Source organism: Pseudomonas sp. C9-3 (genome assembly GCF_032392015.1).
Classification (GTDB): domain Bacteria; phylum Pseudomonadota; class Gammaproteobacteria; order Pseudomonadales; family Pseudomonadaceae; genus Pseudomonas; species Pseudomonas nitroreducens.
The window spans coordinates 5,716,466-5,730,752 of sequence record NZ_CP135919.1; the positions used below are offsets into that span (position 1 = coordinate 5,716,466).

Genomic DNA, 14,287 nt, shown 5'->3' on the forward strand with positions numbered 1-14,287 from the left:
AAAATCTGCGGGCAAAAAAAGGGGGAGCATCGTGCTCCCCCGTGGGACTGAACCTTAAAGACCCGTCTGTCCTTGGTCAGCCTTCAATTTCAACCAGGATCTCACCGGGGTTGACCCGGTCGCCCTTGGCTACGTGGATGGCCTTCACGGTGCCGGCGATGCCCGCCTGCACTTCGGTCTCCATCTTCATCGCTTCGGTGATCAGCACGGCCTGGCCGGCCTTCACGCTGTCGCCTTCCTTCACCAGCACATCGACGATGTTGCCCGGCATGGTGGTGCTGACATGGCCCGGCTCGCTGGCGTGCTTGCGCTTGTTGCCACCACCGCCGACGAACTCGTTGAGCGGCTCGAACACCACTTCCTCGGGCATGCCATCCACCGACAGGTAGAAGTGGCGCTTGCCGTCGGTCTTCACGCCGACGCCGGTGATGTCCACGCGGTAGCTCTCGCCGTGCACGTCGACCACGAATTCGGTCGGCACGCCTTCACCGCCAGCCGCAGCGACGCCCTTGCCGTTGGGGATCGGCAGCAGTTCTTCCGGCTTCAGGGTGCCGGCCGCGCGCTCCTCGAGGAACTTGCGGCCGATGTCCGGGAACATGGCGTAGGTGAGCACGTCCTCTTCGGACTTGGCGACGCTGCCGATCTCTTCGCGCAGCTTGTTCAGCTCCGGCTTGATCAGGTCGGCCGGGCGCACGTCGATGACTTCCTCGTTGCCGATGGCCTGGCGGCGCAGTTGCTCATTGATCTTGCCCGGCGCCTTGCCGTAACGGCCCTGCAGGTAGAGCTTCACCTCGTTGGTGATGGTCTTGTAGCGCTCGCCGGCCAGCACGTTGAAGAACGCCTGGGTGCCGACGATCTGCGAGGTCGGGGTGACCAGGGGCGGGAAGCCCAGGTCTTCGCGCACGCGGGGGATTTCCGCGAGCACTTCGGGCATGCGGTTCAGCGCGCCCTGTTCCTTGAGCTGGTTGGCCAGGTTGGAAATCATCCCGCCCGGTACCTGGTTGACCTGCACGCGGGTATCCACGCCGGTGAACTCGCTCTCGAACTGGTGGTACTTCTTGCGCACGGCGTGGAAGTACATGCCGATTTCCTGGATCAGCTCCAGGTCCAGGCCGGTATCGAACGGGGTGTCGCGCAGGGCGGCGACCATGGATTCGGTGCCCGGGTGGCTGGTGCCCCAGGCCATGCTGGAGATCGCGGTGTCGATGCGGTCGGCGCCGTTTTCCACAGCCTTGAGCTGGCACATGCTGGCCACGCCGGCGGTGTCGTGGGAGTGCACCACCACGTCCAGCGGCAGCGCCTCTTTCAGCGCCTTGACCAGTTGGCCGGTGGCATACGGAGTCAGCAGGCCGGCCATGTCCTTGATGGCGATGGAGTCCACGCCCATGTCGGCCATGGCCTTGCCCTGGGCAACGAAGGCATCGATGGTGTGCACCGGGCTGGTGGTGTAGGCAATGGTGCCCTGGGCGTGCTTGCCAGCGGCCTTCACCGCTTCGATGGAGACGCGCAGGTTACGCACGTCGTTCATCGCGTCGAAGATGCGGAACACGTCGATGCCGTTGACCGCCGCCTTGGCGACGAAGGCACGGACCACGTCGTCGCTGTAGTGGCGGTAGCCCAGCAGGTTCTGCCCGCGCAGAAGCATCTGCAGGCGGGTGTTGGGCAGCGCGGCCTTGAGCTTGCGCAGGCGCTCCCACGGGTCTTCCTTGAGGAAGCGCACACAGGCGTCGAAGGTGGCGCCGCCCCAGACTTCCAGCGACCAGTAGCCAACCTTGTCGAGCTTGTCGCAGATGGGAAGCATGTCCTCGGTGCGCATCCGGGTCGCCAGCAGCGACTGGTGGGCGTCGCGCAGGATGGTATCGGTGACGGTGACTTTCTTGGCAACGGTCATGTACGTGATCCTCACAGGCCAGCGTGGGCGGCAATGGCGGTAGCGATGGCGATGGCCAGGTGCGACGGGGTGCGTTTGATGGAGTACTGGGTCAGTTCCGGGTGGCTTTCGACGAAGCTGGTGTTGAACTGGCCGTTACGGAATTCCGGGTTCTTGAGGATTTCCTGGTAGTAGGCCGCAGTGGTCTTCACGCCCTGCACGCGCATGTCGTCCAGCGCACGCAGGCCGCGGTCCAGCGCCTCTTCCCAGGTCAGTGCCCAGACCACCAGCTTCAGGCACATCGAGTCGTAGTACGGCGGGATGGTGTAGCCGGTGTAGATCGCCGTGTCGGTGCGCACGCCGGGGCCGCCGGGCGCGTAGTAGCGGGTGATCTTGCCGAAGGACGGCAGGAAGTTGTTCTTCGGGTCTTCGGCGTTGATGCGGAACTGCAACGCGAAGCCGCGGTGAATGATGTCTTCCTGCTTCACGGACAGCGGCAGCCCCGACGCCACGCGAATCTGCTCGCGGACGATGTCGATGCCGGTGATTTCCTCGGTGATGGTGTGTTCCACCTGCACGCGGGTGTTCATCTCCATGAAGTACACCTCGCCATCGGCGAGCAGGAACTCCACGGTGCCGGCGTTCTCGTAGCCCACGGCCTTGGCGGCGCGCACGGACAGGTCGCCGATGTAGGCGCGCTGCTCGGGGGTCAGCTGCGGGCTGGGGGCGATCTCGATGAGCTTCTGGTTGCGGCGCTGGATCGAGCAGTCGCGCTCGAACAGGTGCACGGTGTTGCCGAAGGAGTCGGCGAGAATCTGCGCCTCGATGTGCTTGGGATTGACGATGCACTTCTCGAGGAAGACTTCCGCGCTGCCGAAAGCCTTGGTGGCCTCGGAGATCACCCGGGGGAAATTCTGCTCCAGCTCTTCACGGCTGTTGCAGCGGCGAATACCGCGGCCGCCGCCACCGGAGGTGGCCTTGAGCATCACCGGGTAACCAATGCGCTCGGCTTCGGACAAGGCTTCGGCCAGGTCGGCGACGTTGCCTTCGGTGCCGGGGGTGCAGGGCACGCCAGCGGCGATCATGCTGCGGCGGGCCTCGGTCTTGTCGCCCATGCGGCGGATGACTTCCGCGGACGGGCCGATGAACTTGATCCCGCGCTCGGCGCAGATATCGGCCAGTTCGGCGTTCTCGGAGAGGAAGCCGTAACCGGGGTGCAGGGCGTCGCAACCGGTTTCCACGGCCAGGTTCACCAGCGCACGCGGGTTGAGGTAACCCGCCAGCGGGTCGGCGCCCAGGCTGTGCGCTTCGTCGGCACGCTTCACATGCAGGGCGTGGCGATCGGCGTCGGAATAGACGGCCACCGAACGAATGCCCATCTCGGCGCAGGCGCGCACGATCCGGACAGCGATCTCCCCACGGTTGGCGATCAGGATTTTCTTGATCACTGCGGCTTTCCCTCGGCCCGGGCCTTGTGGACCCCGGCGTAAAGACCAATCGGCAGCCCCGTTCAGGCAGCTGGATTCTCTTGTGGATATTCGTGGCCGGAGCGGGTTCCGGCGTGTTTTTACCCTAGCGCGGGAGGGAGGATTAACCAAAATCAATAATTATTGGGGTAGCCATAAAGAATGCTTTATAGTCGCTGGAAAATGTCGCCATCGAGCAGGCTTCTATGCGTAAGTCATTGATGCGTATGACCCTTCGCCAGCTGCAGGTTTTCCGCGCGGTGTGCGAAAGCCGTTCCTACAGCCGCGCCGCCGAGGAAATGGCCCTGACCCAGCCGGCGGTCAGCCTGCAGATCCGCCAGCTCGAAGAACTGGTCGGCCAGCCGCTGTTCGAGTACATCGGCAAGAAGCTCTACCAGACCGATGCCGCCGACGCCCTGCTGCGCGCCACCACCGATATCTTCCAGCGCCTGGAAGTGCTGGATATGAACCTCTCCGACCTCAAGGGTTCGTTGCAGGGCCAGCTGCGCCTGGCGGTGGAATCCAGCGCCAAGTACATCACCCCGCACCTGTTCGCCGCGTTCCACGCGCAGCACCCGGATGTCAGCCTGAACCTCACGGTGGTCAACCGCGCCCAGGTGATCAAGCGCCTGTCGGACAACCGCGACGACCTGGTGATCATGTCCCTGGTGCCGCAGGACATGGCGCTGGAGTTCCTGCCCTTCCTGAACAACCCGATCGTTGCCGTGGCACCGCCGGACCACCCGCTGTGCAACGCCGCGAAGCTTTCGCTGAAGGACCTGGAACCCTATCCGCTGCTGATCCGCGAGCCCGGCTCGGGTACGCGCAAGGCCTGTGAGGAACACTTCCAGCAGAAACGCGCGCACTTCGCGCAGACGCTGGAGTTCGCCTCGCTGGAGGGATCACGGGAAGGGGTATTGGCGGGACTGGGACTGGCGCTGCTGCCGCGCCACGCGGTGAGCCGCGAGCTGCAGTCCGGGCTGCTGCACGAACTGCCGGTGGAAGAGCTGCCGCTCTACCGCAGCTGGTGTCTGGTGCACGCCCGCGGCAAGCGCCTGAGTCCGGTGACCCAGGCGTTCGTCGCCTTCATCCGTGAAGAGCGGGCGCTGATCAGCCAGCTTGCCGAACGCTTCGCCGGCCCGCCTTCGCCGAAGTGAGGTAGGCGGCGGCGATCAGGTCGGGGTAATCGGAGGTTTCGAGGGCGAGGCGCTGGGCCTCCATGCGGTCCTCGATGGCGCGACGGAACTGCATGCGCCGCTGGTCTTCGAGCTTGCGGCGGGTCTTGCTATCCACTTGGAGCTGGGTGTCGTCGATATGGCGGGGCATCTCGCATCTCCCAAGGCCGAAGGGCTGGAGACGCCAGCATGCTGGGGACGGATGACCGTTTGACGACGTGGTGGTGAAGCGCCGGTGACGCCGACGGGCGGTCGGCGAGCCGCTACATCGGCCAACCCAGAAGGCGGGCTTTTGTAGGAGCGAGCTTGCTCGCGAACCGCTCAGCCCTGGAACACCCGGCTAGCTCTGTTCGCGAGCAAGCTCGCTCCTACAGGTATGGTCTCAGGACGCCTCTTCCGGGCGCTCCTCGTGGTTCTTCACCACTTTGGGCGACAGGCGCAGGCTACGCAGGCTGCGCTTCACGCTCTTGAGGTGGTTCACCAGGTCCGGACCGCGGGCCATGGCCACGCCCATTGCCAGCACGTCGATCACCACCAGGTGGGCGATACGCGAGGTCAGCGGGGTGTAGATGTCGGTGTCTTCGTGCACATCCACCGCCAGGTTCACCGTGGCCAGGTCGGCCAGCGGGGTCTGGCTGGGGCAGAGGGTGATCAGCGTGGCGCCGGCTTCGCGCACCAGATTGGCGGTCACCAGCAGGTCCTTGGAGCGGCCGGACTGGGAGATGCAGATCGCCACATCCGAAGGCTTGAGGGTCACCGCCGACATGGCCTGCATATGCGGGTCGGAATACGCCGCAGCCGACAGCAGCAGGCGGAAGAACTTGTGCTGGGCATCCGCCGCCACCGCGCCGGAAGCGCCGAAGCCATAGAACTCGACACGCTGGGCATGGGCAATGGCCGCGACGGCGCGCTCCAGGGCATGGGTGTCGAGGTGCTCGCGCACTTCCATCAGCGAGTGCAGGGTGGTGTCGAAGATCTTCAGGCTGAAGTCCGCCACCGAGTCGCTCTCATTGATCGAGAACTGGCCGAAACTGGCACCGGCGGCCAGGCTCTGCGCCAGCTTGAGCTTGAGGTCCTGGAACCCGCTGCAGCCAATGGCGCGGCAGAAGCGCACGATGGTCGGCTCGCTGACGCCGACGCCATGGGCGAGGTCCGCCATGGAGCTGTGCATGACCGATGCAGGGTCCTGCATCACGTGATCGGCAACCTTGAGCTCCGACTTGCGGAGCAGATGACGCGACTGGGCAATGTGCTGCAAAAGGTTCACAGGGATAGGCTCGGTGATAGTTGTCTGAGAATTATGTAGTCTTGTTGTAGTTATACTACAAAACTACTCGCCAAGCCCAGGGAATAAGTCCTTGAATACGCCCGCCAGCCTTAGTCTTCCCAGTTCCTGCGATATCCTGGTGTTCGGCGGCAGCGGTGACCTGGCGCTGCACAAATTGCTGCCGGCGCTCTACCACCTGCATCGGGAAAACCGCCTGCCGGCCGATACGCGGATCTTCGCCCTCGCCCGCAGCCAGCGTGACAACGCGGCCTACCTCGAACTCGCCGAACGCAACTGCCGGGTCCAGGTGGCGCGCAGCGATTTCTCCGCCGAAGCCTGGCGCAGCTTCGCCCAGCGCCTGCAATACGTGGCGATGGACGCCTCACAAAGCGCCGACTTCGGTCGTCTGGCCAAGGCACTCAAGCGCAGCGAAGGTCGCGTGCTGGTGCACTACCTGGCCACCGCGCCAAGCCTCTTCGCGCCGATTGCACAGAACCTGAAGATCGCCGGCCTGGCCGGCCCGCTGGCGCGCATCGTGCTGGAGAAGCCGCTGGGGCATTCGCTGGAGTCGGCGCTGGCGATCAACCAGGCCATCGGCGAGGTGTTCGACGAATCCCGCGTCTTCCGCATCGACCACTACCTGGGCAAGGAGACGGTGCAGAACCTCATGGCCCTGCGCTTCGCCAACACCCTGTTCGAGCCGGTGTGGCGCAACGGTCCCATCGATCACGTGCAGATCACCGTCAGCGAAACCCTCGGCGTGGAAAACCGCGGCGGCTACTACGACCATGCCGGGGCCATGCGCGACATGGTGCAGAACCACCTGCTGCAGTTGCTCTGCCTGGTGACCATGGAAGCGCCGGTGCGCTTCGATGCCGAGGCGGTGCGCAACGAGAAGGTGAAGATCCTCCAGGCGCTCAAGCCGATCACCGGGCAGGACGTGCAGGACAAGACCGTCCGTGGCCAGTACACCGCCGGGCATATTGGCGGGCAGGAAGTGCCGGCCTACTGGTTCGAGAAAAATGTCGACAACGACAGCGATACGGAGACCTTCGTCGCCGTTCAGGCGGCGATCGACAACTGGCGCTGGTCTGGCGTGCCGTTCTACCTGCGCACCGGCAAGCGCATGGCGAAGAAATGCTCGGAGATCGTCATCCAGTTCAAACCGGTCCCCAACAGCCTGATCGGCAACGGTGCCGGCGCGGCCAACCGCCTGTGGATAAGGTTGCAGCCGGAGGAGCGCATCAGCGTGCAGCTGATGGCCAAAGCGCCGGGCAAGGGCATGCAGCTGGAGCCGGTGGAGCTGGACCTCAACCTCGCCCAGGCGTTCAGCACCAACAAGCGCCGCTGGGACGCCTACGAACGCCTGCTGCTGGATGTGATCGAGGGCGACTCCACACTGTTCATGCGCCGCGACGAGGTGGAAGCGGCCTGGCGCTGGGTCGACCCGATCCTCGCCGGCTGGCACGAGCACTACCAGAGCCCGCGCCCCTATCCGGCCGGCAGCAACGGGCCGGAGCAGGCGCAGACCCTGCTGGAATTGCAGGGGCGCCGCTGGCTGGAATGATCCCCTCCGGATATTGCCGGAAGAACACTCCGTAGGATGGCGTGGAGCGTAGCGATACCCATCATTTTGGCGCGCCGACAGCATGGGTATCGCTACGCTCCACCCATCCTAGAAAGAGCACGTCGGGCCTATCACCACCGGGCGCGGATGCAAAATCCGTTGACCTCGCTCAGCACGCACAACCCGCGGATTTCCTAGAGTGGCAGCCTTTTTCCCACTACCCGCTGCATTGCCATGTCCCCCACTCCATTTGCCCCCGAACTGCTTTGCCCCGCCGGCTCGCTGAAGAGCCTGCGCCATGCCTTCGCCTATGGTGCCGACGCCGTCTACGCCGGCCAGCCGCGCTACAGCCTGCGAGTGCGCAACAACGAATTCGACCATGCCAACCTCGCCACCGGCATCAACGAGGCCCATGCCCTGGGCAAGCGCCTGTACGTAGTGGTGAACATCGCCCCGCACAACGCCAAGCTGAAGACCTTCCTGCAGGACGTTGAATCGGTGATCGCCCTAGGCCCGGACGCGCTGATCATGTCCGATCCCGGCCTGATCATGCTGGTTCGCCAGCATTTCCCTGAGGTTGATATCCACCTTTCGGTGCAGGCCAACGCGGTGAACTGGGCCAGCGTGGAGTTCTGGCGCCAGCAGGGGCTCAAGCGGGTAATCCTCTCCCGCGAGCTGTCGCTGGAGGAAATCGGCGAAATCCGCGAGCGCGTGCCGGGGATGGAACTGGAAGTCTTCGTCCACGGCGCGCTGTGCATGGCCTACTCCGGGCGCTGCCTGCTGTCGGGCTACATCAACCGCCGCGACCCCAATCAGGGCACCTGCACCAACGCCTGCCGCTGGGAATACCAGACCCATGCCGCCCATGAGGACGAACTGGGCCATGCTGTGCGCAACGTCGAGCCGACCCTGGGCATCGGCGCACCGACCAAGGAGATCGTCCTGCTCGAAGAGGCCAACCGCCCCGGCGAGCTGATGGAGGCCTTCGAGGACGAGCACGGCACCTACATCATGAACTCCAAGGACCTGCGCGCCATCCAGCATGTGCAACGTTTGACGCAGATGGGCGTGCATTCGCTGAAGATCGAGGGCCGCACCAAGTCCCACTACTACGTCTCGCGCACGGCCCAGGCCTACCGCAAGGCCATCGACGACGCCGTCGCCGGGCGCGCCTTCGACCTCGGCCTGATGGACACCCTCGAATCCCTGGCCCATCGCGGCTATACCGAGGGCTTCCTGCGCCGCCACGTGCATGACGAGTACCAGAACTACCAGTACGGCCACTCCCTCTCCGAGCGCCAGCAATTCGTCGGCGAATTCACCGGCGAGCGCCGTCACGGGCTGGCCGAAGTGCGGGTGAAGAACCGCTTTGAAGTGGGCGACAGCGTCGAGCTGATGACTCCGGCCGGCAACCGCACCTTCCGGCTGCATGCGCTGGAGAACACACGAGGCGAATCCATTGGCGTCGCGCCGGGCGATGGCCACGTCGTCTACATCCCCGTGCCCGACGGGCTGGACCTGGAGTACGCGCTGCTGATGCGCAACCTCAACAGCGGCACCACACGCGATTCGCGCGAGCCGGCCGCGGCTGGTGGTTGCGGGAACGATTGCGGCAAGTGTGGGTGTGGCGGCAACTGATCCACCCACCTGTCGCTATGAACGTAGGATGGCGTGGAGCGCAGCGATACCCATCAATGTCGTGCACCGGGGCATGGGTATCGCTCCGCTCCACCCATCCTACAAAGAGCGCCCTCTGCCCAGTCCGCCCTGCTCACGGGTTCTGCAGGAACACCACATACCCCCTGAACCACCGGCTCCTGGCCAGGTAGTCCGGCGCCTGCCACTCCCCGTATTGCGCCAGGCCGATGCGGAAGGGCAACTGCAGTCGCGCCACGCGAGGCAGGTAGGCCTGGTAGTTGGGAATGGTCTGGCGGCCCTGGTAGGTCTGCACCACCACTTCGTCCACTACGCCGACCAGGCGGTTGATGGTGTCCGGTGCGCCATTGCTGCCCCAGTCCATCAGCCCGGTGATGCTCAGCTTGCAGTCCTCAGGCAGGCGCGTGCGCAGGTCCTGGAGGAAGTCGACGTACTCGTGCAGGTAACGCGTGCGGGCATCGAAATCGATCTGCACACCCACGACCGGATTGCCCGCCGCACGCCAGCGGCGCAGTTGGGACAGCAGGGTGCGGTAGATGCCCTCGTTCCAGCGCAGGGTATGGGCGCGGTAGACCACCCAGACCTCGCCCTGCTTCAGGCGCGGAATGGCAATGCCCTGGGCGATCAGGCGAGCCTGGCCGTCGCGCTGGCGCGGCGCGCTGACCTGCCCCTGCAGTACATAGAGCGTGCGAGCCTGGGCCAGCACCGGTTGCGCGGCGACGCCGCTCCACAGCCAGAAGGCATCGTGCTCGGCGGCATCCACGCCGGCCGCCGAGGCGTTGCCTGCGAGCAACGCCAGGGCCAGTGCCAGGGCGCGCCGCACAGGGCTTACCAGTAGTACTTCAGCGCCTTCGCCCAGGGCGTGGCGGAGTACTGGCCCTTGAGCGTGCGGAACCATTGCTTGCGCTGCGCCGGGGCAATGTCCTGGCTGCCGCAGCCATTGAAGCCGCTGGGCGCGAAGCAGTTGATGGCGCGGAACAGCGCGTACGCGCGGTCCTCTTCCACCGCCTGCTTGTCGGCGATGACCTTGAGGTAGCCGTCCATGCGCGAGTAGGGCGTGCCGGGGAACAGCGACTCGCCGCCACCCAGTTCGCGCTCGCTGGGCTGGGTGTCGAGCGGGAAGCCGTCCAGGCCGTTGCGCAGGATGAACTCGCCCAGGCAGTTCAGCGCCTTGGGCGGCTGCGGGGATTGCAGCAGTTCGCGGGCGACGTCGACGATCGCCGGGCACTCGTAGCCGCTGTCGTTCTTGCCGCCGGGCCACTGGAACAGCGACAGCGGCATGCTGCCGTAGAGGTAGCCGATGCTGGCGCCCAGCGGCTTGCCGCTACCGTCTGTGGGCAGCAGGGCGAGGTCGTCGATATAGGCCTGGTACTGGCCGTGCAGCAGGTCCTTGTAGAGCAGGGCGAACAGCGCGGTATCGCGCTCTTCCACCGAGACGCTGGTGGATTTCGCCTGCTGGCGCAGCAGTTCGGGCCCCGCGATGTGGCGCAGGAGGATTTCGCGGATGATCGGCGTGCGTACCGGCGAGCCTTCGGCGAACACCTTCACCAGCCGGTCGCTGCGCTCGTAGTTGAAGGCCAGCGCCAGCTCCAGCTGGTCGCGCTGCAGTGGCTGCACCGCCCGCGGCAACAGGCGCAGCCAGAGTTTCTCGGCGGCGATCCAGTCGTTGCCGGCCTCGAGGGCGAAACCGCGCAGGACCTGCTGGCTGAAGGCGAGGTAGTCGAGCCTGGAGGGCAGCTCTTCGGGCAGCGACTTCAGCGCCTCGGCGGGCTTTTCCTCGACGTAGAGCTGGAAGGCCGCCGTCAGGTAGTCGTGCAGGCCGGGGTTCTTCGCAAAGAGGTCCTTCTGCGCGGCCAGTCCCGCAGCGTCCAGGGCGCGGGGCTCGCTGGGTTCGTGGTGACGCATCTGCATCAGGTCGAGCACCGCCAGCAGGCGCGCATCGCGCACATCGGCCGGGTGCGCGGTGACCAGCAGCTTGTTGTCGACCTCCTGCACCAGTTGGGCGAGATCGTCGGCATCCTCGCGGGCGAACAGCTCGGCGTACTCGCCGGCCAGCCGGCCTTCATCGCTCATCAGCCAGTAGACACGCCGCGTCAGGCCCTTGGCCGAGGCGCCGTAGCGGCCTTGTGGATAAGCCTTGAGGTAGTCGCCCAGCGCGGATTCGGCCTGGGCGAGGATTTTCTTGTCGACCTTGCGCAGGTCCGGGTAACCCATCTCGTCGAAGGCGTTCTGCTGCGCCTGGTTGAGCAGTGCGCGGGCGACCATGTAGCGCGAGGTTTCCTTAAGCCAGGCCTGGTCGCTGTCCTGCAGGCTACGGAAGGATTTCAGCGCATCGGCGAAACGGCCGCTGTAGAAGTCCGCCGCACCCTTGAGGTAAGTGCGGTAGGCCTTGGCCGGGGCGCTCTGCAGGTCGCCCGGCAGCAGCACGCTGAGCTGGGTTTCGTCCCACTGGCAGGCCCCCAGCAGGGTCAGGCGAGCGCGGGCTAGGCCCTGGCGTTCACCCGCGGTAAGGCTGTCGGCCAGCAGCAGCTGGCTGAGGAAGTCCTGGGCGGTGAGTGGATTGTTGCTGCGGCAGCGGCTGCCTTCGCCACTGGCGAAGCTGTCGGCGGAGGACTGCACGGCATCCGCCGGCAGGCCGATGCGCGCGGCAAGATCGGCCAGGGATGCGGTGCTGGTGCTGTCGGTCGCATCTTCCGGTGCCGCGCCGTCGAGCCAGCGTGCCAGCGGGAAAGGCACCTGGCCGTAACCCAGCTGCTGCTCGTCGTCGGTCAGCGCGCGGTTGGGGATGCTGGCCTGGCCGGCGTCGGCCAGCAGCAGTTGCAGGTTGACCCGGCTGTCGTTGCCCGGGCTCAGGAAGGGCAAGCTGTTGCACACGTCCAGCGTGTCGCGCTTGAGGTTCCAGCTCGGATAACAGGAGTCATCGCTGCTCGCGTGCGCCTCCTGCATGCCGAGGCAGCCGGTGATCAGGGCCAGCAGGGTCAGTCCGTACAGACGCATGAATGATCCTTGTCCGTTGGAGCCCGCACGCCGGGCTGGAATTCAGAGCAGGAAGAATCTTACCTCGCCGAGCCCGGTCTTGCCCGCCTGCATGGGGAGAAGACTGTAAACGCGATCTACCGCACAGCAGCACCTGCGACACGTTGTCCAGCTGAATCCTTCTTTGTTCCGGCTCAAAGAAGGAATTTGCCGACAGGGTATTTCTTCTCCAAACGACAGATCGTCGATTATGGAGAATTACCCATGCTTGATCAGGAAGAGATTTCGCTTTCCCGCCGCACCCTGCTGGCCGGCGCCGTGGTCCTTGGTGTCACCGGCAGCATGCTTGGCAGCAGTACGGCAATGGCCGACGGGGAAGCAGCGCCGAAGAACATGGGGCCGGCCGTGGACCTCTCGAAACTGGAACACGTCCAGGTCGAACTGGTCGCGCCACCCTTCGTCCATGCCCACGAGCAGCGCGCCAAGGGCAAGCCCAAGGTCGTCCAGTTCCGCATGGTGATCGAGGAGAAGAAGCACGTCGTTGACGACGACGGCACCGAGATCCACGCCATGACCTTCAATGGTTCGGTGCCCGGGCCGATGATGGTGGTGCATCAGGACGACTATCTGGAACTCACCCTGGTCAACCCGGCGACCAACACCCTGACCCACAACATCGACTTCCATGCCTCCACCGGCGCCCTGGGCGGCGGCGCGCTGACCATCATCCAGCCCGGCGAGGAAGTGAAACTGCGCTTCCGTGCCACCCGCCCCGGCGTGTTCGTCTACCACTGCGCACCGGGCGGCGCGATGATCCCCTGGCACGTGGTCTCGGGCATGAACGGGGCGATCATGGTGCTGCCGCGCGACGGCCTGAAAGACCGCGACGGCAAGGCGCTGAAGTACGACAAGGTGGTCTATATCGGCGAGCAGGACTTCTACGTCCCGCGCGACAAGGACGGCAATTTCAAGCGCTATGGCACGCCCATGGAAAGCTACAACGACATGCAGCAGGTCATGAAGGGGCTGATTCCCAGCCACGTCGTGTTCAACGGCAAGGTCGGCGCCCTGACCGGCAAGAATGCGCTCAAGGCCAATGTCGGCGAGACCCTGCTGATCGTCCACTCCCAGGCCAACCGCGACACCCGCCCGCACCTGATCGGCGGCCATGGCGATCATGTCTGGGCCAGCGGCAAGTTCCACAATCCGCCGGAAGAAGACCTGGAAACCTGGTTCATCCCGGGCGGTGCAGCCGGCGCGGCGCTGTACACCTTCCTGCAGCCTGGCCTGTACACCTACCTCAACCACAACCTCATCGAAGCGGTGCTGCTGGGCGCCGCGGCGCACATCCAGGTCGAAGGCCAATGGAACAACGACCTGATGAGCCAGATCCAGCCGCCAACTGCGATCAAGTAAGCCCGAGGCCGGCCCCTGTGGGCCGGCCCTTTCCCAGTAAACGATACCGGCGACCGGGCAGACCATGCGCAAGACCATCCTGATCGGCGTACCCGTCGCGCTGCTGCTGGGCGGGGCATTCCTCCTCCTGCGGCCGCAGTACGCACCGGAACTCGCACCGCAAACCGTGAGACTCGAACCCCGCGACTTCGACTTCCGTCCGGCGGGCGACTACTGGCTGGAGAAACAGGCAGTGGACGCGCCTTCGCGGCGAGAACACCTCGCCCCGCGATTCGAAGTCATGAAATTCCAGGTCAGCCAGGGCGAGTACGCCCGCTGCGTGGCCGAAGGCGATTGCCTGGCACTGGACAACAGCGCTCCCCGCGACGACCTGCCTCTCACCGGCGCCAGCCTGCTCGATGCGCAGCTCTATGCCGACTGGCTGTCCAAGCGCACCGGCCAGCAATGGCGCCTGCCGACCGACCGCGAGTGGGCCTTCTTCGCCGGCTCGCGCTGGGCCGACGATGCCCTGCGCATCGACGACGATGATGGCAGCAACCCGGCCCGGCGCTGGTTGGCGCGCTACCGGCTGGAAGCGGAGGCCCGCACCAGCGCTTCGGCGCTGCCGCTGGCGCGCGGCGATCACGGATTCAACGAATACGGGGTGGCCGACCTGGGCGGCAATGTCTGGGAATGGACCCAGAGCTGCCACCAGCGGGTCAACCTCGACGTCCGGGGTGCCCAGACCGAACGCGCCGAGTACTGCTCGATCCGCATTGCCGAAGGCCGCCACCGGGCGGCGATCAACGATTTCGTCCGCGATGCCCGCGGTGGCGGCTGCAGCGCCGGGCAACCACCGGACAACCTCGGTTTCCGCCTGGTCAGGGACATCCCTTGATTCCCCTCAAGTCCTGC

11 protein-coding genes are annotated in these 14,287 nt (G+C 65.3%); 5 read left to right on the forward strand and 6 right to left on the reverse strand.

What is annotated here, in order from left to right:
* Nucleotides 1–76 precede the first annotated feature (76 nt).
* Together oadA and RS899_RS26200 are read right to left on the reverse strand one after the other, a co-directional pair.
* Nucleotides 77–1,891 (reverse strand): sodium-extruding oxaloacetate decarboxylase subunit alpha, encoded by a 1,815-nt coding sequence (oadA, locus tag RS899_RS26195; RefSeq protein WP_054909660.1) that lies wholly within the window; start codon nt 1,889–1,891, stop codon nt 77–79.
* 11 nt (nt 1,892–1,902) lie between these two features.
* A complete protein-coding gene (locus RS899_RS26200) occupies nt 1,903–3,318 on the reverse strand; it encodes an acetyl-CoA carboxylase biotin carboxylase subunit (RefSeq protein WP_024766119.1) in 1,416 nt (471 codons plus the stop codon).
* Between the two features lie 239 nt (nt 3,319–3,557).
* Between RS899_RS26200 and RS899_RS26205 the strand changes: the two genes are divergently transcribed.
* Nucleotides 3,558–4,493 (forward strand): LysR family transcriptional regulator, encoded by a 936-nt coding sequence (locus RS899_RS26205; RefSeq protein ID WP_315810476.1) that lies wholly within the window; start codon nt 3,558–3,560, stop codon nt 4,491–4,493.
* Here the strand turns inward: RS899_RS26205 and RS899_RS26210 are convergent.
* A complete protein-coding gene (locus tag RS899_RS26210) occupies nt 4,447–4,662 on the reverse strand; it encodes a PA3496 family putative envelope integrity protein (protein WP_024766117.1) in 216 nt (71 codons plus the stop codon). The genes RS899_RS26205 and RS899_RS26210 overlap by 47 nt on opposite strands.
* 231 nt (nt 4,663–4,893) lie before the next feature.
* Complete coding sequence (hexR, locus tag RS899_RS26215) at nt 4,894–5,778, reverse strand: transcriptional regulator HexR (protein WP_054909661.1); 885 nt, start codon at nt 5,776–5,778, stop codon at nt 4,894–4,896.
* Between the two features lie 91 nt (nt 5,779–5,869).
* On the opposite strand from hexR, the gene zwf reads away from it, so the two are divergent.
* Together zwf and yegQ are read left to right on the forward strand one after the other, a co-directional pair.
* Complete coding sequence (gene zwf / locus RS899_RS26220) at nt 5,870–7,345, forward strand: glucose-6-phosphate dehydrogenase (protein ID WP_054909662.1); 1,476 nt, start codon at nt 5,870–5,872, stop codon at nt 7,343–7,345.
* Between the two features lie 234 nt (nt 7,346–7,579).
* Complete coding sequence (gene yegQ / locus RS899_RS26225; protein ID WP_315808399.1) at nt 7,580–8,983, forward strand: tRNA 5-hydroxyuridine modification protein YegQ; 1,404 nt, start codon at nt 7,580–7,582, stop codon at nt 8,981–8,983.
* Nucleotides 8,984–9,116: 133 nt separating this feature from the next.
* Here yegQ and RS899_RS26230 read toward each other — a convergent pair whose 3' ends face one another.
* Together RS899_RS26230 and RS899_RS26235 are read right to left on the reverse strand one after the other, a co-directional pair.
* The gene (locus RS899_RS26230) at nt 9,117–9,824 is read right to left on the reverse strand and encodes a DUF3142 domain-containing protein (protein ID WP_315808400.1); all 708 of its coding nucleotides are present in this window, start codon (nt 9,822–9,824) and stop codon (nt 9,117–9,119) included.
* A gap of 5 nt (nt 9,825–9,829) precedes the next feature.
* Complete coding sequence (locus RS899_RS26235; protein WP_315808401.1) at nt 9,830–11,998, reverse strand: outer membrane assembly lipoprotein YfiO; 2,169 nt, start codon at nt 11,996–11,998, stop codon at nt 9,830–9,832.
* Between the two features lie 243 nt (nt 11,999–12,241).
* Between RS899_RS26235 and nirK the strand changes: the two genes are divergently transcribed.
* Both nirK and RS899_RS26245 read left to right on the forward strand, forming a co-directional pair.
* Nucleotides 12,242–13,393 (forward strand): copper-containing nitrite reductase, encoded by a 1,152-nt coding sequence (nirK, locus tag RS899_RS26240; protein ID WP_054909666.1) that lies wholly within the window; start codon nt 12,242–12,244, stop codon nt 13,391–13,393.
* A 64-nt stretch (nt 13,394–13,457) separates the two neighbouring features.
* Nucleotides 13,458–14,270 carry an SUMF1/EgtB/PvdO family nonheme iron enzyme gene (locus RS899_RS26245; RefSeq protein WP_315808402.1) on the forward strand — a complete coding sequence of 271 codons (813 nt, stop codon included), beginning with the start codon at nt 13,458–13,460 and terminating at the stop codon, nt 14,268–14,270.
* The last annotated feature ends 17 nt before the right edge of the window (nt 14,271–14,287 follow it).